Origin of the sequence: Rhodococcus sp. 05-2254-2 (assembly GCF_002259095.1) — a bacterium.
Classification (GTDB): Bacteria; Actinomycetota; Actinomycetes; order Mycobacteriales; family Mycobacteriaceae; genus Rhodococcoides.
The window spans coordinates 427474-447620 of record NZ_NOZJ01000021.1 but is presented as its reverse complement, the minus strand read 5'-3'; the positions used below and the strand labels follow the sequence as shown (position 1 = coordinate 447620).

Sequence of the window (20147 nt, the reverse complement as noted above, 5' to 3'; positions counted from 1 at the left end):
CCGCGGAACGACCCAGAAACGCAGGAGTGGAGCCCGCGGAACGACCCGGGACAGTCAGCGGTAACCCAGGCGCGAGGTGCAGGCGGGCCATGCGCCCCAGCCCTGCGACTTCTGTGTCACCGACGCGATGGCGATCTGTTCCTCGCGGGTGGCGAGGTCGGCGCGCGGTGCGTACTTGAGTCCGCCCTGGCGTTCCCAGGTGTTCTGGTCGAATTGCACGCCGCCGTAGAAGCCGTTGCCGGTGTTGATCGCCCAGTTGCCGGTCGCCTCGCACTGCGCGAGCGCGTCCCAGATCGCACCGTTCTCCACCGGCGGCACTTCGGTGCCCGGCTTGGCTCCGACGCGAACGGTCTTCGGCTGCGCGGGTACCTTGACCGTCTCGTCGACCTTCTCGCGACCGACCTCGATGCCGTTCACCATGTTGATCTTCCAGGTGATGTCGGAGACCCCCGGGGCACCCGGGTTCTCGACGACGGTGCGGCTCATGTTCATCGTCGGATCCTCGATGCGCTGCTCAGGAGCATCGGTGTCCGTGGTTTCGGTCTTGGTGACGGTGCGGTCACGCGTGACGACGATCTCGGCGCCGTCGGTGACGGCTGCGTCGGGATCGGGGCTGACGGTGTCGGCTTCCTCGAGCGGCGCGCCCGCTGCTTCGAGGAATTCACGCACGGTCGGTGCGGCCAGGGTGACCGGCGCGGCAGGTGCTCCGCCGTCGAGGAGCGAGACCTGCTTGGGCAGTGCCACATCGAGTTCGGTGCCGTCGAGCGGCAGTCGCTCGGAGCGCGAGGCGGAGACGTGCACGTCCTCGGCCAGACCGGTCTGCTGCAGAGCTTCCTCGACGGTCAGGGCGGTGGTCCAGATGTTCTCGGGCTGCCCGTCGACGTTCAGCGTGATCTCACGGGCGCGGCGCAGGACCACGGTGTCGCCGTCACTGAGATCGGAGTCCGGCGCAGGAACGACCAGATCCTTGTCCGACGGCGCGTAGCCGGCGTCGGCCAGAGCACTGTTGACGTCGGTCTTCATCGTGCTGAGCGAAATCATGTCGCCGTCGACATCGATGGTCACGGTCTTGTGACGGCTGACGGCCATGACGCCACCGGCGACCAGCGTCATCAACAGGGCCGCGACGACCAGGTAGAGCGTGGTCGAACGGGCGGAGTTGAGGCGTCTGATAGTCGACAAGTTTCGTATTCCTGGCGTTTGCGAGCTGACGTCGGCGTCGGAACGCCCGAGTTCGGTCACGGTACGGTAACGAATTAGTACCCACGCCGCAACTTCAGCAGCTACAGGCCGTACACGCGCTCCGCGTTGGCCGTGGCGTGTGCAGCGAGCTCCGCCGGATCCTGGCCACGAATCTCGGCTAGCGCCCGCGCGGTGTACGGCAGGCAGTACGACTCGTTGGGAGCACCGCGGAAGGGATGCGGAGTGAGGAACGGTGCGTCGGTCTCCACCAGCACCAGCTCGTCGGGCACCAGTACCGCGGCCTCCCGCAGTGCGTGCGCGTTCTTGAAACTGACGGTCCCCGAAAAGCTGAGAACGTAGCCGGCGTCGACGCACGCCTTCGCGGTCTCGGGACCGCCGGAGAAGCAGTGGAAGATCACCGTCTTGGGAGCGCCTTCCGTCGTCAGCACGGCGAGCAGGTCCTCGTCGGCCTCGCGATTGTGGATCATCAGCGGCTTACCCAGTCGTTTCGCCAGATCGATGTGCCACCGAAATCCGTCGTGCTGCTCGGCCACCGTGGCGCATCCGTCGAGCTTGCCGGGCCAGTAGTAGTCCAGCCCGGTCTCCCCGACGGCAACCACGCGAGGGTCGGACGCCAATCGCTCGATCTCGGCCTTGGCCGCGTCGTCGAGCACGTTCGCGCGCGTGGGATGGATCGCAACCGCGGCCCACACCCGAGGATCCCAGGACGCCGCGTCGACCGCGAACCGCGCGGCATCGAGATCGTCGGCGATCGTGACCACGCGCGTGACACCGACGGACTCGGCCTTGTCCATGATCGCGGCCACACTCGCCGCGTCGGTCGCCCCACACGCGTCGAGGTGGGTGTGCGCGTCGACGAGAGTGCCGACGGGCTCGGGCAACGGTGGTGCGGGACGGTCTCTGCTCACGCTAGTTAGAGTAGGCGCACCATGACTGCGCCAGCTGATGCCTCACGGCCACCCTTCTACGTCACCACGGCGATCGCGTACCCCAACGGCGCTCCGCACATCGGACACGCCTACGAGTACATCGCCACCGACACCATCGCGCGCTTCAAGCGCCTCGACGGCTACGACGTGCGATTCCTGACGGGCACCGACGAGCACGGCCTCAAGATGCAGCAGACCGCACAGACCGAGGGCGTGGACGTGCGCGAGCTCGCCGCGCGCAACTCCGACGCGTTCCAGGCTGCGCAGGACCTGCTGAAGATCTCGTACGGACGGTTCATCCGCACCACCGACGCCGATCACCACGCCGCCAGCCAGGAACTGTGGAAGCGGATGGAGGCGAACGGCGACATCTACCTCGATTCCTACTCCGGCTGGTACTCGGTGCGAGACGAGGCGTTCTACACCGAGGCCGAGACCACCCTCGCCGAGGACGGCTCGCGCGTCGCGACGGAGACGAACACTCCCGTCGAGTGGACCGAGGAGTCGTCGTACTTCTTCAAACTGTCGCAGTACCAGGACAAACTGCTCGAGCTGTACGACGCGTCGCCGGAGTTCATCGCGCCGAACACGCGCCGGAACGAGATCGTGAATTTCGTCAAGGGTGGCCTGCGGGATCTGTCGATCTCCCGAACCACGTTCGACTGGGGCGTTCCCGTCCCCGGCGATGAGAAGCACGTGATGTACGTGTGGGTCGACGCGCTCACCAACTACCTCACCGGTGCCGGCTATCCCGAGACCGAATCCGAGTCGTACCGGAAGTTCTGGCCTGCCGACCTGCACATCATCGGCAAGGACATCACGCGCTTCCACACCGTCTACTGGCCGGCATTCCTGATGTCTGCGGGCATCGAGCTACCCAAGCGGGTGTTCGTGCACGGGTTCCTGAACGTCAAGGGCGAGAAGATGTCCAAGTCCCTCGGCAACGTGCTGGACCCGAAGTCGTTGGTGGAGAACTACGGTCTCGATCCGGTGCGCTTCTTCTTCCTCCGCGAGGTCTCGTTCGGTCAGGACGGCAGCTACAGCCACGAGGCCATCGTTGCGCGCGTCAACGCCGACCTGTCCAACGAACTGGGCAACCTCGCGCAGCGTTCGCTGACGATGGTCGCCAAGAACCTCGAAGGAAAGCTCCCCACCCCGGGCGAGTTCACCGCCGAGGACGAGGCGATGTTGGCTCGCGCGGACGCGTTGCTGGAGATCTGCCGACGCGAATTCGACGTGCAGGCAATCCATTCCGCGCTCGAGGCGATCTGGTCGGTACTCGGCGAGACCAACCGCTACTTCTCGCTGCAGCAGCCGTGGGTGCTGCGCAAGACCGATCCCGATCGCATGGCCACCGTGCTGTACGTGACGATCGAGGTGCTGCGCATCGTCAGCATCCTGGCGCAACCCGTCATGCCCGATTCCGCGTCGCGCATCCTCGACCTGCTCGGGGCGTCGAACCGCGAATTCACCGACATCGCAACACGTTCGGTACCCGGCACTGCACTGCCGACCCCGACGCCGGTGTTCCCCAAGTACGAGTAGAGCGCTCCGCGCACGTGAGCGAAACCTCGACCCCCACTACGAGTTTCCGCTCACGTGCGGCGAAGCCGCTCTCACAAGGTCTTCTCGAGCTCCTCCAACGTGTTCTCCAGATGCGTCAGCATGCGCTGCAGATGCGGCACACTGCGTCGGCATCCGATGAGACCGAAGTTCAACGAATCACCGTTGCTGGCGACGGTGATGTTGAGCGCCTGCCCATCGGCCACGATCGACGCCGGGTAGATGCCGTCGAGTTTCGCGCCGTTCCAGTACAGGTCTTCCTTCGATCCGGGCACGTTGGAGATGATGACGTTGAACGGCGGCGGGGTGTAGTCGACGAATCCAGGCACCGGCCCGAACAGCAACGGGGCCATGGTGATCGCACCGACGGTGAGCGCTTCGAGGGTGTTCAACTCGCTCATCATCTGCTTGCCCTTGACGGTCGAATCCTTGATCCGCTCGAGCCGCAGGATCGGATCCGATTCGTCGGTTCCGAGATTGCACAGGATGGTCGTCACCGAGTTTCCGGCGTCCTTGTCGTCGCCCTCCTTGCGCAGCGAGACCGGCACCATGGCGATCAGCGGTTCCTCGGGCAGTTCGTTCTGGTCGATGAGATACGCACGGAGGGCCCCGGCGCACATCGCGAGCACCATGTCGTTGAGCGTGGCGTCGAGCGCAGTCCCGACCGTGCGAATGCGCTCGATCGACCAACTTTCGGCGGCGAAACGGCGGGCTCCTCCGATGGGCACGTTGAACATCGTCCTCGGCGCCTGCAACGGCAGTTGTGCACCCTCTTTCTTCAACGCGCGCAACCCGATTCGAGCCGATGCCGGCGCAAAATCCACCAGGTCCCCGACGATCTTGCGTCCCATCGAGAGCCCACTGCCCAGCTGCGCCAACCGCCCGGGCTGCTCGACGGCGACCTGCTTCTTGCGCCTACCGAACAGCGACGGGTCCCACGTTGCGACGCCGTTTCGATCGTCGGGATCGGTGGTGAGCGTGCGCTGCATCAGCTTCAGTGCACTGACACCGTCGACCAACGAGTGATGCACCTTGGTGTACAACGCGATTCGGCCGTCTGCCAATCCCTCGATGATGTGTAGTTCCCACATCGGCCGGTAGCGGTCCAGCGGTGCGCTGTGGTTGAGCGAAAGGAACTGGAACAGCTCGCGAATTCGTCCCGGTTGAGGCAACACGGTTCGTCGAACGTGGTACTCGAAGTCGACGTCCTGATCGAATGCCCACGCCAGGTTGCCCATGATCTGCACCGGACGCGACGGCCGCTTGCGGAAGAGCTCGTGCACCTCACCGGTGGTGAACTTGCGGTGCACTTCCTCGGCGAAGTCGTGCGGATCGCCGGGCGGGACGAACAACTCCAGACCGCCCACGTGCATCGGGTGCTCCCGTGACTCGGCGATCAGAAACATCGATTCGGTGATGGGCATGAGTGCCATGAGCTGTCCCTTTTCCATTTGTTTTAGGTCACGGTACGGCACCGAATGTGACTCAGAACACGACCTTACGTCTGGTCACGAAAAGCTACCCGCTATTGTCCGTTACCAGGGGTTCCAAATAGAGCGGGGTTCCAACGCACGGTGCACACGCGCCGCGCAACGACAACGGGGATGGAGGCGACGGCTATGAATCCGGCGCTCACCGTAGTGAAATCGACCGACCCGACAGCCACCGCACGCAGGCGCGATATCCGTGGCGCGAGTGTGCAGTCACAGATTCTGTCCAAGTCCCTGCAGTTCACGGTGCGACCGTTCCTGACCGTCTGGGCACAGGCACCGTCGCTTCCGTGGCCGATGGGGCTGGTCGACTACGCAGGCCTGCTCGTTCCGCAGATCAGCGGTACCACCCGCAGCCGGGTCATGTTGGCCGAGTGCGAGGCCGAATGGATTCGCGCCGAGGGCACCGGAAGCGATCGCGTCGTCCTGTACATGCACGGCGGCGCATTCGTCTGCTGCGGCCTGCGCACTCATCGCCGGATGACCTCGCGCGTCTCCGAGAACATCGACGGCGCTGTGCTGTCGGTGAACTATCGCATGATGCCTCGCAATCCGATCAGCCACGCGGTCGAGGACGGCGTCGACGCGTACCGCTTCCTGCTCGACTCCGGTTACCGCCCGGAACAGATCGTCCTCGGCGGTGATTCGGCGGGCGGATATCTCGCGTTCATGGTCGCGCTGGCGCTGCGCACCGTCGATTTGCCCGCCCCCGCAGGGATCTTCACCATGTCCCCGCTGACCGACATGGACCCCTCCGGCAAACTCGACCACGAGAACGCGTCGAAGTGTTCGATCTTTCCGCCCAACGCCGTTCCCGCACTGACAGCATTGGCCGATCGCGTCGATGCGCGCATCGTCGTCGAGGGCCAACGGGGCCCGCGGGTCTCACCCGTCGACAGTGATCTGGCCGGCATGCCGCCGGTGCTGATCCAGGTCGGTTCCACCGAAATGGTCTATGCCGACGCCGAACTCATGGCTCAGCGTCTCGCTGTCGCCGGAGTCGAGTGCGAACTTCAGGTGTACGAGGATCAGGTCCACGTGTTCCAGGCAGCCGATTTCGTTCCCGAGGCCCGCCGCGCGCTCAGAGCGATCGGCGAGTTCGCGCGGAACGTCAGCCCCCGTAGAGAAAGCTGAGATACCTTCTCCCCATGGCAGTCACAGCGAACAAGTCCGTCGACATCGGCGCAGACGCAGCGGCAATAATGGAAGTACTCGCAGACGTCGAGGGCATCCCGTCGTGGTCCCCGGTCCACAAGAAGTGCGAGGTCGTCGATCGGTTCGACGACGGCAAGCCACACCACGTCAAGATGAACGTCTCGATCATCGGCGTCAACGACGAGCAACTCGTCGAGTACACGTGGTCGGAGAACGAGGTGTCGTGGACACTCGTCGAGAGCACTCAGCAGAAGGCCCAGGACGGCCGATACACGTTGACGCCCAAGGGCAACGGCACCCATGTCGAGTTCGAGCTGACCGTGGACCCGAAGATCCCGCTACCCGGCTTCCTGGTGAAGAAGGGAACCAAGACGATCCTCGAAGCGGCCACCGAGGGTCTGCGTCAGCAAGTGGTGGGCTGAGCCCCTACTGCTCCTTACGTGCGGCGAGAACGGCCTCGTAGACCTCACGTTTGGAGACGCCGTCGACCGCCACCTGAGCGCAGGCGTCCTTCAACCGCATGCCCGACGCCACCAGCGTTTCCACGTCGGCAACGAGATCCTCGGGCTCTTCGGCGACGGCGACGGCTCCTTCGAGCACGACGGTGATTTCTCCGCGCACCCCGTCCCTCGCCCATTCGAGCAACTCCCCCAGGCCGCCGCGGCGCACCTCCTCGTAGGTCTTGGTGAGCTCCCGGCACACCGCGGCGCGGCGGTCGGGGCCGAGGACGTGGACGGCGTCCTCGAGGCACGCGACGAGACGGTGCGGTGCTTCGAAGAAGACGATGGCACGCGGTTCGGCGAGCACGGTTCGGAAGTAGGTGCGTCGCTGTCCTTGCTTGCGCGGCGCGAATCCGTCGAAGCAGAAGCGTTCGACGGGCAGACCGGACAGCGCGAGGGCCGTGGTGACCGCGCTCGGCCCGGGCAGACAGGTCACCGGCAGACCGGCCTCGACGCAGGCTGCCACGAGGCGGTAGCCGGGGTCGCTCACCGACGGCATCCCCGCGTCGGTCACCAGCAACACCGTCTTGCCCTCGCCCACTGCCTCGACGAGAGCCGGAAGGCGGGCGGTTTCGACCTGGTCGTAGAAGCTGACCACTCTTCCTGCGATCACCACGCCGAGCGAGGACGCGAGTTGTTTGGTGCGCCGGGTGTCCTCGGCGGCGACGATATCGGCAGTGCCGAGGGCATCACGCAGGCGCTGCGAGGCATCACCGACGTCGCCCATCGGGGTGGCGGCAAGGATGAGCATGCCTCCAGTGTCCCGCACGCTGTGCAGCGGCGTGCCGGGCACTGCCGATCAACGCCTACGATCGGTACGTGACCTTGCTGACCTCTGAGCGCTCCGGCGACCGGTCGATGGTCAGTCCCGGGCCCACCGTTGCCGCGCGCGACTGGTTCCACGACACCGATGCCCGCCGCGGGTGGATCGTCACCATCGTCATCACCGTGATCTGCGCGATCACGCGCTTCACGATGCTGCGATACCCCACCGACGCCGGAACCCCGGTGTTCGACGAGAAGCACTACGCCCCGCAGGGCTATCAGGTACTCACCGGCGGCGGGCTCGAGGACAATCCGGCCTACGGGCTGGTGGTGCATCCGCCGGTCGGCAAGCAACTGATCGCCATCGGTGAGGCGCTGTTCGGCTACAACGGCTGGGGTTGGCGCTTCTCTTCGGCCGTGGCCGGAACCCTGTTGGTGCTGTTGGTCATTCGAATCGTGCGACGCCTCGCCCGATCGACACTGGTCGGGGCTATCGCAGGCATTCTGCTCATCGTCGACGGCGTGACGTTCGTCAGCAGCCGCATCGGCATGCTGGACATCTTTCTCGCGCTGTTCGTCACCGCTGCGCTGGGTTGCTTGGTCGTCGACCGCGACGACATGCGACAGCGTCTGTCGAGGGTGCGCGCCGAAGGTCGAATGGACGTCAGCGTGCTCGGTCCGCGAATGGGTGTGCGGTGGTGGCGATTCGGAGCCGGCATCATGCTGGGACTCGCCTGCGGCACCAAGTGGTCGGGTCTGTACTTCATCGCATTCTTCGGATTGTTGAGCGTGGCATTCGATGTGGCGGCACGCCGCGCATACGGAGTTCGACGCCCGTGGCGGGGAACGGCGTTGCGCGACATCGGGCCTGCCCTGTACGCGCTGGTGGTCGTTCCGATTGCCGTGTATCTGATGACCTGGTGGGCGTGGTTCACCTCCGAGACCGGCGTGTATCGACACGAGGTCGGCAGTGGCGTCGGTGCGGGAGGTCCGTTCTCGTTCGTGCCCGACGCGTTGCGGTCCCTGTGGTTCTACAGCAGCAGCGTGCTGCAATTCCATGAGGGACTGACGAACTCGGCGGGCAACCGACACCCGTGGGAATCGAAGCCGTGGACCTGGCCGATGGGTCTGCGCCCGATGCTGTACTACTTCGCCGACGGCGAGAACGTGTCCGGTTGCTCGGCGTCCTCGTGTGTCAAGGCGATCATGCTGATCGGCACGCCCGCGATGTGGTGGCTGGCCCTGCCGATGCTGGCCTGGGTGATCTGGTCGGTGTTCGTCCGACGCGACTGGCGTTACGCCACAGTGCTCGTGGCGTACTCAGCAGCACTGCTGCCGTGGTTCACCACACTCGACCGACAGATGTACTACTTCTACGCGGTGGCTCTGGCACCGTTCATGGTGATGGGCTTCGCGTTGGTGCTGGGCGACATCATCGGCAAAGCCACCGCATCGGCCGAACGGCGAGGTACCGGACTGCTACTGGTGTCCCTGTACCTCGCCGTGGTGATCGCAAACTTCGTGTGGCTGTGGCCGATTCTGACCGCAATGCCGATCACGCCGGAGATGTGGCAGCAACAGTTGTGGCTGCCGAGCTGGCGCTGAGCGTTTATGCAAGCAGCGCAGTCTTGCCCTTGGTGAGTCCGTCGATGCTGATGCGTCCGGCACCGAAAGCGGCGAGCAGCAGCGCGCCGACCCCGAGAGCGACGACCAGTTCGTAGCCGTTGTCCGCAGCGAACACGCCGTTCTCGAAGTGCACGAAGACGGCCGCACCGAGCATGTTCAGAAACAGCAGCAGGCCGGCGACCGGAGTGAAGATGCCCAGCACGAGCGCGCCGCCGCCGACGAGTTCGACGAATGTGGCGAAGTAGGCGGACGCCGTCGGCAGCGGAATGTTCATCATCTCGAAGCTTGCTGCGGTGCCGTCGAGGCCGTAGGTGTTGAGCTTCTGCCAGCCATGGGCGATGAAAACGATACCCAGGCCGATTCGAGCTACGAGGGCAACGACGTCGCGTACGACGGTGGAGTTCATGACAATTCCTTCTGACAGGGCTACACGGGCAGCCCTACCCTGACAGAAGTAGGTTGAAGCGTCAACTTAACTGCCGTTCGCACCCTTGAGGGCAGATTCGAGGAACGATCGAGCCTGATCGTCGTCCAGTCCGATGGACCGGACCGTCCTGACGAACTCCGTCGCCGCCCGGGCCGCGATGTCGCGCGACGGATCGCCGCCCGACGCGACGAACGAACCGGACCGGCCCCTCGTCTCGATGATTCCCTGCTGCTCGAGCTCCCGGTAGGTCTTCGCCACCGTGTTCGGTGCGATCTTGAGTTCCTCGGCCAGACCTCTGACCGTCGGGATCTTGGTACCGGCGATGAGATCGCCCGATCGCACCAGCCCCAGAATCTGCATTCGTAGCTGCTCGAACACCGGGGTGGTGTTCGACGAATCGATGTGTACGCGCACGGTCGATGCCTTATCCGATCGCGTCGACTGCGTCGACGATCGAAGTCGGCCCGGACGTCAACATCAGCGTCTTGCGCACGGCCGAGCCGGTATCGAGTAACTGCGCGATCACCGCGGCCACATCGGCGCGGGTCACCTCACCCGAGTCCAGCGGCGGCTCGGTCAGCGATACCGAGCCGGTGGGGTCCTCATCGGTCAACTTGCCCGGACGCAGAATCGTCCAGTCCAGTCCACTTCTTGCCGAAACATCCTCTTCCGCAGCAGTTTTGGCCTCGATGTACGCCTTCCAGCCGGCATCGAGATCCTCGGCGACCGGCTCCCCGGCACCGAACGAGCTGATCAGCACGTAGCGCCGAACGCCTGCCTTCTCTGCCGCATCGGCCAGCAGCACTGCGCCGGCACGATCGACCGTGTCCTTGCGCTCGGGACCGCTGTTCGGGCCCGCACCTGCAGCGAACACCACCGCGTCCGCGTCGGCGAGCAGGGCAGCAACCTCGTCGACGGAGGCCGATTCGAGATCGATCACCTGCGGCAGCGCGCCCAGCGCGGTGACGGCATCGACGTGGTCGCTGTTACGAATCAGCGATACCGCACGATCTCCGTGCGCCGTGAGCACCTGAGTCAGATGTTGCGCGATCTGGCCGTGGCCACCTGCAATGACAATGCGCTTGTCGGTCATAACCACTCCCGTTCCTGACGTGAATCTGTCGGGGTGGCTACCCGCGTGGCAGGATTGCAAACATGACTGGCTCGGCGACCATCTACCACAATCCCCGGTGCAACACCTCTCGTACGGTCCTCAAAGCAATCGAGGAAACCGGTGTGGTGCCGCGGGTGATTCGGTACCTCGACTCGCCTCCCACCGAGGAGGAACTGCGCGCTCTGCTTGCCGACGCCGGACTCGAACCGCGTCAGGCCATTCGAACTCGCGAGAGCATCTACAAGGAACTGGGGCTGGCAGGCGCGGACGCCGACACGCTGATCGCGGCGATGGTCCAGCACCCGATACTCATCGAGCGCCCGATCGTGGTGACCGACAAGGGCACCGTGCTCGCCCGCCCGGCCGACGAAGTACAGACCGTGCTGTAGAGCGCTACAACCTCTCGCGCGACACCGGGCACGACATGCATCGGGGGCCGCCTCGCCCCGAACCCAGTTCCGATCCGGAGATCCGCAGCACCTCGATGCCCGACGCCTCCAGCCGTGCGTTCGTTTCGACGTTGCGCTCGTACGCGACGACGACTCCCGGCGCAATGGCGAGCGTGTTGTTGCCGTCGTCCCATTGTTCGCGCTCGGCGGTGACGTGATCGAGTCCGGTATCGATCAACCGCAGCTTGCCGATGCCCATCGCATCGGCGGCCGCCTCGAGGAACGGGTCACCGCCGCGGATGGTGACCCCTGCATCTTCGCGGTGAATGGTGAACGCGGACAACGTGTCCTGAATCGCCGGGTACATCACCACCGCGTCGGTATCGACCATGGTGCACACCGTGTCCAGATGCATGGACGCGCGCTCCTGCGCGATCGGCACCACCAGCACACTGTGCGCCGAATCGTCCTCGAACAGGCTGCGCGCCAACGCTTCTGCGCCTGCGGGTGTGGTGCGCTCACCGACTCCGACTGCCACCACACCCGGAGCGAGCAACAGCACGTCGCCGCCTTCGACCGGAGCGGTCCGCGACTCGTACGCGCGCCGCACGCCGCGAAACATCGGATGGAATGCATAGATCAGATCGGTCAGCGACGTCTCCCGCACACGGGCAGGCAGCGCCAGCGAGGTGATCGCCACTCGGTCGTCTATCCAGAACGACGAGTCGCGGGTGAACAACAGGTTCGGCAGCGGGTCGATGACGAAGTCCCCACCGTGATGCATTCGCCGAACCAGCGATGCCCCGCTCGGTTGCGGGTCCCCCGTCTCCGCCTCGAGCAACTCGTCGAAAGTCATTCCCGCCATGAGGATCTGCGCCAATTCGGCCGCGGGCACACCCCGCAGATGTTGGGCGAGGTCCTCGGCGAGCGACCGGCCGAGCCGTCGGGCATCGACGGCGGCGGAGATACCTTGCATTCGCGCTGCGCCGCTGACCGTCATGGCCTCGGTGAGAAGTTCGCCGAGGAGCAGCACCGTGACCCCTCGACCTCGCAGGAGATCGGCGAACGCGTCGTGCTCGTCCTGTGCGCGATCGACCCACGGCAGACCGTCGAACAGCAGCTGATCGTTGTTGCGCGGTGTGAGGCGTCGAAGCTCGTCTCCCGGCCGGTGCAGCATGACGGTGCGCAGCACCCCTACCTCGGAGTCGGCACCCAACGGGCCCGCAACCGCATCGACACTCATGAACGAACGGTAATCCCATTCGCCTGCCGCCGCTGGGATCAGGACCTGAAGTATTGTCGAGGTCGTGCCGATGCCCGAGTGGAACGTCCGAGAACTGACTCCCGGCCAGCTGTCCGAGCGCAGCGGAGTTGCGGTCTCGGCCTTGCACTTCTACGAGAAACAGGGGCTGATCAGCAGTCGCCGAACCTCGGGAAATCAGCGCCGATTTCATCGCGAAACTCTGCGCCGGGTTGCCTTCATCCGGATCTCGCAGAAGGTCGGGATCCCACTGGCGAACATCCGGCAGGCGTTGAGCGAACTACCGGACGAGCGGACTCCGACACGCGAGGACTGGGCCAGGCTCTCGACGCAGTGGCATCGCGAACTCGACTCTCGGATAGAGCAATTGATCCGGCTTCGGGACAACTTGACCGGGTGCATCGGGTGCGGTTGCCTGTCGCTGGCCGGCTGCGCATTGGTCAACCCACACGACGAACTGTCCTACTCGGGGCCCGGTGCGCGCACACTGGACGTCGATTTCGACGAACCCTCGACTCGACGCGGCTCGAGCAGCTTGGAGAACTGATCGTTCGCCTTCTGCAGTACGAATTCGTAGGGCGGGGCGAATTTTCTGGCGACCCAGTACCCGAACCGGATGTCGTTGGAGGAGTAGACGAGGTACTTGCGCTTGGCAATTCCGGCGAGAATGGCATCGGCGACAACCGAGGGTTCCACGGCACGCTTCTCGAACCGGTGTTGCAACTTCTGTACCCGCGGATCGTCACGATCGACGCCGGCGATCTGAAGCGTCTGCACCAGCCCGGTCTTGACGCCACCGGGCACCACCAGGCTGACGCCGATTCCGTGGCGCTTGAGGTCGTATTTGAGTACTTCGGAGACTCCGCGCAGGCCGTACTTGCTGGCGCTGTAGGCAGCGTGCCACGGAAGGGGAATCAATCCGGCGGCGGACGAGACGTTGACCAGATGGCCACCCCGTCCGGCGTCGATCATCGGAGGTAGGAACTTCTCGATGATGTGAATAGGCCCCATCAGATTGACGTCGACCATCGACTTCCAGTGCCGGTGTTCGAGATTCTCGACGGTTCCCCATGCGGAGATGCCGGCAACGTTCATCACGACGTCCAGGCTGCCGAACTCGGCGTGAATGTCGTCCGCGAACGCGGTGACGGCCTCGAAATCGGACACATCGAAGGGCAACGAGTGACTGACGGTACCGCCCGCGCGACCGACCAGGTCCACCGTCTCCGCCAAACCGGTGCCGTTGATATCGGTCAGGAAGAGTTCCGCTCCCACTCCTGCAGCAGCGATGGCCGTTGCCCGACCGATTCCGCTGCCTGCTCCAGTGATCAACGTCTTCTTACCGCGCAGATCGTATGTAGCCATCGAAGCTTGTAACCCCCACCGGTTGCCACGTGTCAGTTCGATTTCGACCCTACGCGGTGACGACCGGGAGGGTTGTCACAATCTTTGCGACATCTCGTCTCGGTAGTCGGCGATGGTGCGCTCGATTCGCGCAGCATCGTCGTCGGCACCCTGTTTGCGTGCGTCGTCTGCGCGCTGCTGCAGGGTTCCGATCGCTTTCCGGAGTTCGTTGTCCGACATTCGAGGCCGGTGCACAGTGTGTTCCATGTCACACAGTGTGCCCGGCAACCGGGTGTGCGGCAAGCACCCCGAGATCACGGAATTTCTCAGACTGTGACAGATGCCGACGTGATGCTCTCGCGCACGAAACTGGACAGACTCCGCGCCGCGAATTCGCGGAAGTAGGCAAGTTTGTCAGCGGGCACCAGCGACGGGAGGACCGTGTTCCAGACCTTCTCCATGCGCGAGGGGGCATCCTCCAGCCGGGACTGCGCCTCGGACACCATCAGAACTCCGGCGAGCATCTCGCACACCAGCAGCGCCGCGTTGCCCGCATCCAGATGGTCGGCGACGTCACCGTGCTCGATTGCCCGCTCGAAGAGGTGCTCGAAGATGTTTCCCCAGGTACCGAACACACTGCCACGGGCGGTGTCGGATCCGTCGATCTCCATCTGCAACCGGTACATGACGCGCACCAGGGGATCCGATGCGGCGAGCTCGAGTACCGAATACGAGATTCCGATGACGGACTCGAGAGCCGGGCTGCGACTGTCGACCAAGCCGGCGCACGCAGTGGACACGCGATCGTGCCCCTCGTCGACGATCGCACGCGCCAGTTCTTCCTTGGACGCGAAATGGAAGTACAACGCACCTTTGGTCACACCGGACTGCGCTGACACCTGACTCAGCGTGGCATTCGCATGCCCCACCTCGAGGAAGAGATCTGCTGCAGCCCGCAGTGCGGCCGCTCGCGTTGCTTCTGCTCTCAGTTGTCTCACCATGTTGGAACACCCCTGCTCTGTCGACCTTGCATGACATCGACGCTCTGTATCCGCTGCCTACCCGTAGTCCGATCGAGGTGAACGTGGAATTCACTTCGCCCTGTCGGGCTGCCAGCGCTCGACAATAGTAACCGGTTCGGTGGCGATTTTGTGATTCGAAAGTGACAATTGCATGAAGAACGGCTCGTTTACAAAACGATTGAAATGAAAAGTTCCACTTCTCCGGTATTCGTAACGACTTCGACTTCCTCTTTGTAGGCGCGAAATATCGATCCGGACATAACGCACTCTTCGACCTGAGCCCACACGTCCTCGATCGGATCCGCCAATGCTCCGGTGGGCGTGAATACCGCGAACACGCCGGTCGGTACCGACACGAAGACATCCCCCACCGCGACGTCGCCGGGCGAGTCCACCGAGACGGCGACCACCGCGTTGACCGTACCGTGGGGATCCGGAACGTACACCGTGCACACCTGATGCGCGTCGATATGCTTCTCGCACAGACGATCTCGCAAGAATCGCATCCATTCGCTGCCGCTCGATTCCGCGCCGGGCTCCACTCGCGGTGCCACCAACCCACTGAACAGCTCTGCACTGCGTGCGGTCACCCGGAAGGTCATCACGAACCGCCGGGCGCGGTGATCGCCAGATAGAGGTCGATCTTGTAGGCGTGGGGATAGCACTCGTAGTCGCCGGTGAACGATCGCACTATCTCGCCCTGCTCTTCGGCATGATCGATCTGGTTCCACAATCGGGTGAGAACGTCAGGGAAATACCCCACCGCAGAAAACCGTGCGTATTTCGCCGCGGGCACTTTTGCCACCAGATGTCCGCGCGCAACTCGATCGAGCGAAGAACACTGATAACCGACTACCTGCGTATTGTACGAGCCGATACCGGGGGCGAAGTCGGTATAAATGGACGCGAGCGGACCCGAGGTCTCCTGATTGAGAACTGCGGACCACGCTTGATCGAGAGCCGGGTCGTCGAGGCGGCCGAGCGCCCGTTTGGGGCTGCGAACGGGGAGACCCGCGACCCACGTTTCAGCGAGGTCGACGATCTCGAACGACATTCACACTCCGTAGAGAAGTTGCAGGGGCAGATCCTGTGCTCGGAACCGGTCCGTTCACAATATCGCCCGTCAATCTACCGGCGCGACTGGTAGGTGGATCGTCAATCGATCAACCGTACTTCGCACCCGTTTCGATCGCCGCAACAGCCGTCGCCGACGGTTTCTCCACAGATCCGGAAGCCGCATCGGTTACCGCGTCCCACCCTGTCCCGTCGACCGGACGCGGTCGATTCCGCGGTCAACTCCGGCCGTGCCTGCACCTGTCGAAGAATCGATACGTGAAACCGGTACGGATCGACGGTCCCCGCGCACAGCGCGGTCCTATATTCCCCCGACTGCGAATCGGGCACAGAACAATGTCGAACGATTCACTCTCCGCGCGTTGCGGCAGCGTAACTCTCGTCGCGAATACCGGACAGCTCACGCACAGATGAAGTGCCCGCTCCGGAATGCGACACCGGAAGAATCCGAGATTCGCACGACGACAGAATTCGCGTCAGGGGCCAATGCATCGTGTGCAGAACCAGGTCCGAAATCAGCAATCTGCGCAACCAACCGCCGGCCAGCCCATGATGGGCCCACGTGCGATACGAACTCCGGACGTAGTGCCGGTACTCGAGCGGTGGCGTCAGCAAACGACGTCCGGACACCTCGACGCGCATCGGCTCGATCTGCGCGATCCGCAAACCGACCTTGTCGATACACAGCGACAGATCGATGTCCTCGTGCAGATCGGTACGCAGACTCGTGCGAGCGCGAACCGCTTCCCACGCGGATCTGCGGATGGCGAAATTGTTGCCCGAAGCTGCGGAAACCCAACGCTCAGAGGGCCTTTTCCGTACGGAACGGTCGACGAACGCCCGGTACGGTCGCGCCCACGGGGAGTCGTAGAGGTAGATCGGCCCGGTGACTGCGACGTAGTCGAGGCGGCGCTCGAAGAAGTCGAGAACCGAGTCGACCCAGCCTGCCTCGATCCGGGTATCGGCGTCGATGCGGCCGATGACCGATCCGCGAGCGTGATCGAAACCGGCGTTGCGGGCGTGCACGACGCCGCGCTCGGACTCTCGCAGCAGAACCACCTGCGGAAAGCGCCGCGCGTATTCGGTGACGATGGCCGCGGTGTCGTCGGTCGAATTGTTGTCGACGACAATTATCTCGTGAATGCGTTCGCGCTGAACGAGCAAAGCGTCCAGGCATTCGCCTATGTGAGCCGACTCGTCGAACGCAGGCACAACAATGGAAAGAGTATTCACAACGCCAACCCCTGACACATTTTTGGCAATCGTGTAGCCCGACATCCTTACACGGTGAATGCATTCGGTTCCGAGCCGCTGACGTTGACGATGCTACATCATTACTTCAAGAAAAGAACCCGTCGAATTATTCGGACTTTATGGTTCAGAATTCGGAATTCGGCGGAAGTATCAATCGTTGCATTGCCTCCCGATCACGAGAACCGGCCTTGTCCCCGATCCACTGCTCCGCTACGGGAGGGGCGTTCAACTCTCTGCGACGGCGCGCCGGGGACCCGACGTACACGCCATCCGGTTCGCAGTCTCGCGTCACCAGCGAGTTCGCCCCGATGATGCATCCGGCACCGATGCGTACACCCGGCATCACGACCACGCCGGACCCGATCCACGCTCCTGGACCGATCACCACCGACTCTCCCCGCAGTGCGCCTGCTCGACGCCGCGACGGCCCGGTCTCGTGCGTACTGGTGAGAATGCGAACGTGATCGGCGATGAAGACATGATCACCGATCACGATGTCGGCAACGGTGTCGAAATAGCAGCCGAAGTTCACGAACACGCCGGTTCCCAACCGAACCGATGCCTGTCCTTGAATCATCGAACCGCCGTACATCAGGCACGGACCGGTCGTCCGTAGACCCGCAGGCCGCAGAACGGATGCGCGCAGCACTGCAGGCAGGAACGGCACGTTCGCCAACGAAACGACGGTCGCCTGACGCATCTGCACCAGGGCCCAGCGCACGTCCCCCGGGTCACGCATCCAGTCGCGGACACGCGAGAGAGCCGTCACGCGGCAGCTCGCATCCGTTCGTCGGACTCGGCACGATCGTCGACCGGCAGCGCCCGGCACGGCACGGCTGCGAACAGTCGCGAGATGGGCCAGCGCAGTGTGTGCATCAGCCAATCCATGGCCACGATGCGACCCAGCTTGCGCGACGCGAGACCGTGCTCCTCGTACGAGCGGTAGCCGGCCAACGCATAGTGGACGTACTTCACCGGCGATGTCGTCGCGCGCCTACCGGACACTGCGGCCTTCATCCATCCGTTCTGGGCGACGGGCAGATGCTCGGCGGCCAGGCACAGGCACAGGTCGATGTCCTCGTGTACGCAGGTTCGCTCACTGACCGCACCGCGAACCGTGCGCCAGGCCGATGCCCGGATCGCGAAGTTGTTACCCGATACCGCCAGCGCAGAGCGCACCGAGGGCTCACGTCGCTCGGCGCGCGAGTGCATCCACGCCAGAGGTCGGGCCCAGGGTGATTCGTACAGGAACGTCCGGCCACCCGTGGCAGCGACGGTGGAATGCTCGTCGAAGAAATCGACGATCGAGCGCGCCCACCCGGGTCGTACACGGGTGTCGGCGTCGATTCGACCGATGATCGACGAGTCCACCAGGTCGAATCCGGTGTTGCGAGCATGGACCACACCGCGATTGGGTTCGTGCACCAGCACGACCTTGTTCGTCCGCGCGCGAACGTTGTTCACCAATTGAAGCGTTCCGTCGGTGGACCCGTTGTCCACCACGACGATGCGGTCGATGTCGTCGCCCTGATCGAGCAGCAGCGTCAAGCATTCGCCCAGATGATCGACCTCGTCGAGCACCGGAATTACCACACTGAGCGTGTTCATTTCGATCCCCTGACAAATTTCGACATTTCAATTCTTCACAGCAACCTCTTAGAACTTACGACATGTCCCGGTAATTGCCTAAAGATGTCCGAATTGCATATCCGCAGCTCACGGGTCCGAAAGATTCCCGAAGACAGGCCCCGACGCTTCAAACAATCGAATCGAAGGTTTTGCGCGCCGATAATGCAATTGGGGTTTATCCAGCACCCGCCTTCGAGAATGAACCCCCGAACCGACCACCTAGTTCGGTCGATACAAATCCATTCGGAATTCACTTCGCGGTAATATTCGCCGCCGTCGCTATCGGACAACTGCTACCGGACAACGAAAAAACCGCCACTCGTGTGAGTGACGGTTCTCGGCTGGGGTGGAGCTGAGGGGAATCGAACCCCTGACCTTCTCGATGCGAACGAGACGCGCTACCAACTGCGCCACAGCCCCTTCGCCGTCATGTCGACCGGCTGGGTAACTCTAGCAAAGCCGCTTCGGGCGGCAGCTACGCGCCCTGGGCTCTGCGCATGTCCCGGTCCTCGTCACGACGTGCCTGGAACGGCTCCTCGTAGTGATCGAGATGCTCGAATTCGGGATCCTCGTCGTCGATCTCGAGCACCACCGCACCGGGGCGACGCAACCGCTGCGGGACGAGCTCGAGTTCGTCGTCGGTCTCCGATTCCACACCGAGACGGGACCGGCCCATCCGGGTGAGCCGACGTCGACGGACCTCTTCCTCGATCTGCACCTGACGACGCAGGTAGTACAGGTAACCGACGAGGACGGCGACGGACAGTCCGCACAGCCACCAGACCGTCGGAGAAATGATGAAGGCCAGAGCTGCAGTGGTGATCGCCGCGAATACCAACCCCAGAACTGCGCGCTGTCGAAACGCGTACCGCGCGGCACGGGCGATCGCATCGGCCTCGGGGTCGAAACCGCCGCGGCCGCGTCGGCGAGGGACGAAATCGTCGTCGACGACACCGGGTTCGTGCGCGGGCGAACTTGCACTCGATGCCTCCGAGTCGGGTGCATCGCGCTCGAGGTCGCTGTCTGCTGCGTGAGTGTCCATCGGGTCCTCCGCGGTACCGGGTAGATCGGGTGAGTCTGGACGAACAGTCGCAATCGCGGGGCCGAAGATCTCTCGGGCCGGCGCGGAGACTCGCAGGTCGTCCTCCGGTCGCCAGTGGGGATCACTGCGGTGCCCGGTCGCGGGGCCGCGCTGCTTTCGCTTAGTGCCACCCCGATGCAGCACGCGGGTCGCGAGCGCTGCGTCGGTCGTCTGCATGATCTGCGGACGCTTGGTCATCAGCATGGGCAGAAGAACGAAGAGCCAGACGGCTACGAGACCGATCCAGATGATCGAGTTCGGCATCGGCGATGTTCTCCTCCCTGGGCAACGGTGACACTTGTGACGTCATCAGGCTATGGG

23 protein-coding genes and 1 tRNA gene are annotated in these 20147 nt (G+C 63.8%); 6 read left to right on the top strand and 18 right to left on the bottom strand.

Annotation, left to right across the window (positions count from 1 at the left end; genetic code table 11):
* Nucleotides 1–54: 54 nt before the first annotated feature.
* Both CH283_RS24970 and CH283_RS24965 read right to left on the bottom strand, forming a co-directional pair.
* Entirely contained in the window at nucleotides 55–1182 is a 1128-nt protein-coding gene (locus CH283_RS24970; protein ID WP_068049795.1) for a resuscitation-promoting factor, read from the bottom strand.
* 101 nt (nucleotides 1183–1283) lie between these two features.
* Nucleotides 1284–2111, bottom strand: a complete 828-nt coding sequence (locus CH283_RS24965) for a TatD family hydrolase (protein WP_094639560.1) — start codon at nucleotides 2109–2111, stop codon at nucleotides 1284–1286.
* A gap of 21 nt (nucleotides 2112–2132) precedes the next feature.
* On the opposite strand from CH283_RS24965, the gene metG reads away from it, so the two are divergent.
* A complete protein-coding gene (gene metG, locus CH283_RS24960; RefSeq protein WP_068049793.1) occupies nucleotides 2133–3677 on the top strand; it encodes a methionine--tRNA ligase in 1545 nt (514 codons plus the stop codon).
* A gap of 71 nt (nucleotides 3678–3748) precedes the next feature.
* On the opposite strand, the gene CH283_RS24955 is transcribed toward metG, so the two are convergent.
* Nucleotides 3749–5128: a WS/DGAT/MGAT family O-acyltransferase gene (locus tag CH283_RS24955; protein WP_068049828.1), complete on the bottom strand. Its 1380-nt coding sequence runs from the start codon at nucleotides 5126–5128 to the stop codon at nucleotides 3749–3751.
* 171 nt (nucleotides 5129–5299) lie between these two features.
* Between CH283_RS24955 and CH283_RS24950 the strand changes: the two genes are divergently transcribed.
* Together CH283_RS24950 and CH283_RS24945 are read left to right on the top strand one after the other, a co-directional pair.
* Nucleotides 5300–6319 (top strand): alpha/beta hydrolase, encoded by a 1020-nt coding sequence (locus CH283_RS24950; RefSeq protein ID WP_068049791.1) that lies wholly within the window; start codon nucleotides 5300–5302, stop codon nucleotides 6317–6319.
* A gap of 14 nt (nucleotides 6320–6333) precedes the next feature.
* On the top strand, nucleotides 6334–6762 hold the full coding sequence (locus CH283_RS24945; protein ID WP_094639559.1) for an SRPBCC family protein: 429 nt from the start codon (nucleotides 6334–6336) through the stop codon (nucleotides 6760–6762).
* Nucleotides 6763–6766: 4 nt separating this feature from the next.
* On the opposite strand, the gene rsmI is transcribed toward CH283_RS24945, so the two are convergent.
* Nucleotides 6767–7591, bottom strand: coding sequence for a 16S rRNA (cytidine(1402)-2'-O)-methyltransferase (rsmI, locus tag CH283_RS24940; protein ID WP_068049826.1), 825 nt, complete (start codon nucleotides 7589–7591; stop codon nucleotides 6767–6769).
* Nucleotides 7592–7698: 107 nt separating this feature from the next.
* Between rsmI and CH283_RS24935 the strand changes: the two genes are divergently transcribed.
* Nucleotides 7699–9210 (top strand): dolichyl-phosphate-mannose--protein mannosyltransferase, encoded by a 1512-nt coding sequence (locus CH283_RS24935; RefSeq protein ID WP_068049825.1) that lies wholly within the window; start codon nucleotides 7699–7701, stop codon nucleotides 9208–9210.
* 4 nt (nucleotides 9211–9214) lie between these two features.
* Here CH283_RS24935 and CH283_RS24930 read toward each other — a convergent pair whose 3' ends face one another.
* The 3 genes from CH283_RS24930 to CH283_RS24920 form a co-directional block, all read right to left on the bottom strand.
* Complete coding sequence (locus CH283_RS24930) at nucleotides 9215–9637, bottom strand: DoxX family protein (protein WP_068049787.1); 423 nt, start codon at nucleotides 9635–9637, stop codon at nucleotides 9215–9217.
* 66 nt (nucleotides 9638–9703) lie between these two features.
* Nucleotides 9704–10072, bottom strand: a complete 369-nt coding sequence (locus tag CH283_RS24925; RefSeq protein WP_068049785.1) for a GntR family transcriptional regulator — start codon at nucleotides 10070–10072, stop codon at nucleotides 9704–9706.
* Between the two features lie 10 nt (nucleotides 10073–10082).
* Nucleotides 10083–10751, bottom strand: coding sequence for an NAD(P)H-binding protein (locus CH283_RS24920; protein WP_094639558.1), 669 nt, complete (start codon nucleotides 10749–10751; stop codon nucleotides 10083–10085).
* 62 nt (nucleotides 10752–10813) lie between these two features.
* On the opposite strand from CH283_RS24920, the gene arsC reads away from it, so the two are divergent.
* Nucleotides 10814–11161 carry an arsenate reductase (glutaredoxin) gene (arsC, locus tag CH283_RS24915; protein WP_094639557.1) on the top strand — a complete coding sequence of 116 codons (348 nt, stop codon included), beginning with the start codon at nucleotides 10814–10816 and terminating at the stop codon, nucleotides 11159–11161.
* Between the two features lie 4 nt (nucleotides 11162–11165).
* On the opposite strand, the gene CH283_RS24910 is transcribed toward arsC, so the two are convergent.
* Nucleotides 11166–12404, bottom strand: a complete 1239-nt coding sequence (locus CH283_RS24910) for an arginine deiminase (protein ID WP_094639556.1) — start codon at nucleotides 12402–12404, stop codon at nucleotides 11166–11168.
* Nucleotides 12405–12468: 64 nt separating this feature from the next.
* On the opposite strand from CH283_RS24910, the gene soxR reads away from it, so the two are divergent.
* The gene (gene soxR / locus CH283_RS24905; protein WP_094639555.1) at nucleotides 12469–12969 is read left to right on the top strand and encodes a redox-sensitive transcriptional activator SoxR; all 501 of its coding nucleotides are present in this window, start codon (nucleotides 12469–12471) and stop codon (nucleotides 12967–12969) included.
* Here soxR and CH283_RS24900 read toward each other — a convergent pair.
* From CH283_RS24900 to sepX, 10 genes are all read right to left on the bottom strand, one after another.
* Complete coding sequence (locus CH283_RS24900) at nucleotides 12885–13787, bottom strand: SDR family oxidoreductase (protein WP_094639554.1); 903 nt, start codon at nucleotides 13785–13787, stop codon at nucleotides 12885–12887. The genes soxR and CH283_RS24900 overlap by 85 nt on opposite strands.
* Before the next feature lie 75 nt (nucleotides 13788–13862).
* The gene (locus CH283_RS28505) at nucleotides 13863–14033 is read right to left on the bottom strand and encodes a hypothetical protein (RefSeq protein ID WP_176460553.1); all 171 of its coding nucleotides are present in this window, start codon (nucleotides 14031–14033) and stop codon (nucleotides 13863–13865) included.
* Between the two features lie 59 nt (nucleotides 14034–14092).
* On the bottom strand, nucleotides 14093–14767 hold the full coding sequence (locus CH283_RS24895; RefSeq protein WP_068049771.1) for a ScbR family autoregulator-binding transcription factor: 675 nt from the start codon (nucleotides 14765–14767) through the stop codon (nucleotides 14093–14095).
* 188 nt (nucleotides 14768–14955) lie between these two features.
* Nucleotides 14956–15378, bottom strand: a complete 423-nt coding sequence (locus CH283_RS24890; protein WP_094639808.1) for an effector binding domain-containing protein — start codon at nucleotides 15376–15378, stop codon at nucleotides 14956–14958.
* Between the two features lie 11 nt (nucleotides 15379–15389).
* The gene (locus CH283_RS24885) at nucleotides 15390–15842 is read right to left on the bottom strand and encodes a GyrI-like domain-containing protein (RefSeq protein WP_068049769.1); all 453 of its coding nucleotides are present in this window, start codon (nucleotides 15840–15842) and stop codon (nucleotides 15390–15392) included.
* Between the two features lie 368 nt (nucleotides 15843–16210).
* A complete protein-coding gene (locus tag CH283_RS24880; protein ID WP_176460589.1) occupies nucleotides 16211–17074 on the bottom strand; it encodes a glycosyltransferase family A protein in 864 nt (287 codons plus the stop codon).
* A 166-nt stretch (nucleotides 17075–17240) separates the two neighbouring features.
* Entirely contained in the window at nucleotides 17241–17885 is a 645-nt protein-coding gene (locus CH283_RS24875) for an acyltransferase (protein ID WP_255183328.1), read from the bottom strand.
* Nucleotides 17882–18724 (bottom strand): glycosyltransferase family 2 protein, encoded by an 843-nt coding sequence (locus tag CH283_RS24870; protein ID WP_094639552.1) that lies wholly within the window; start codon nucleotides 18722–18724, stop codon nucleotides 17882–17884. Before CH283_RS24870 ends, CH283_RS24875 begins: the two co-directional genes overlap by 4 nt.
* Before the next feature lie 368 nt (nucleotides 18725–19092).
* A tRNA-Ala gene (locus tag CH283_RS24865) sits at nucleotides 19093–19165 on the bottom strand.
* Nucleotides 19166–19220: 55 nt separating this feature from the next.
* The gene (sepX, locus tag CH283_RS24860; protein WP_068049759.1) at nucleotides 19221–20090 is read right to left on the bottom strand and encodes a divisome protein SepX/GlpR; all 870 of its coding nucleotides are present in this window, start codon (nucleotides 20088–20090) and stop codon (nucleotides 19221–19223) included.
* Between the last annotated feature and the right edge of the window lie 57 nt (nucleotides 20091–20147).

Excerpts from the sequence above, each read along its gene's own strand:
- metG (WP_068049793.1), top strand. The coding sequence starts at position 2,133 with ATGACTGCGCCAGCTGATGCCTCACGGCCACCCTTCTACGTCACCACG.
- CH283_RS24955 (WP_068049828.1), bottom strand. The coding sequence starts at position 5,128 with ATGGCACTCATGCCCATCACCGAATCGATGTTTCTGATCGCCGAGTCA.
- CH283_RS24950 (WP_068049791.1), top strand. The coding sequence starts at position 5,300 with ATGGAGGCGACGGCTATGAATCCGGCGCTCACCGTAGTGAAATCGACC.
- CH283_RS24945 (WP_094639559.1), top strand. The coding sequence starts at position 6,334 with ATGGCAGTCACAGCGAACAAGTCCGTCGACATCGGCGCAGACGCAGCG.
- rsmI (WP_068049826.1), bottom strand. The coding sequence starts at position 7,591 with ATGCTCATCCTTGCCGCCACCCCGATGGGCGACGTCGGTGATGCCTCG.
- CH283_RS24935 (WP_068049825.1), top strand. The coding sequence starts at position 7,699 with ATGGTCAGTCCCGGGCCCACCGTTGCCGCGCGCGACTGGTTCCACGAC.
- CH283_RS24930 (WP_068049787.1), bottom strand. The coding sequence starts at position 9,637 with ATGAACTCCACCGTCGTACGCGACGTCGTTGCCCTCGTAGCTCGAATC.
- CH283_RS24920 (WP_094639558.1), bottom strand. The coding sequence starts at position 10,751 with ATGACCGACAAGCGCATTGTCATTGCAGGTGGCCACGGCCAGATCGCG.
- arsC (WP_094639557.1), top strand. The coding sequence starts at position 10,814 with ATGACTGGCTCGGCGACCATCTACCACAATCCCCGGTGCAACACCTCT.
- CH283_RS24910 (WP_094639556.1), bottom strand. The coding sequence starts at position 12,404 with ATGAGTGTCGATGCGGTTGCGGGCCCGTTGGGTGCCGACTCCGAGGTA.
- CH283_RS24900 (WP_094639554.1), bottom strand. The coding sequence starts at position 13,787 with ATGGCTACATACGATCTGCGCGGTAAGAAGACGTTGATCACTGGAGCA.
- CH283_RS28505 (WP_176460553.1), bottom strand. The coding sequence starts at position 14,033 with ATGGAACACACTGTGCACCGGCCTCGAATGTCGGACAACGAACTCCGG.
- CH283_RS24895 (WP_068049771.1), bottom strand. The coding sequence starts at position 14,767 with ATGGTGAGACAACTGAGAGCAGAAGCAACGCGAGCGGCCGCACTGCGG.
- CH283_RS24885 (WP_068049769.1), bottom strand. The coding sequence starts at position 15,842 with ATGTCGTTCGAGATCGTCGACCTCGCTGAAACGTGGGTCGCGGGTCTC.
- CH283_RS24870 (WP_094639552.1), bottom strand. The coding sequence starts at position 18,724 with ATGAACACGCTCAGTGTGGTAATTCCGGTGCTCGACGAGGTCGATCAT.
- sepX (WP_068049759.1), bottom strand. The coding sequence starts at position 20,090 with ATGCCGAACTCGATCATCTGGATCGGTCTCGTAGCCGTCTGGCTCTTC.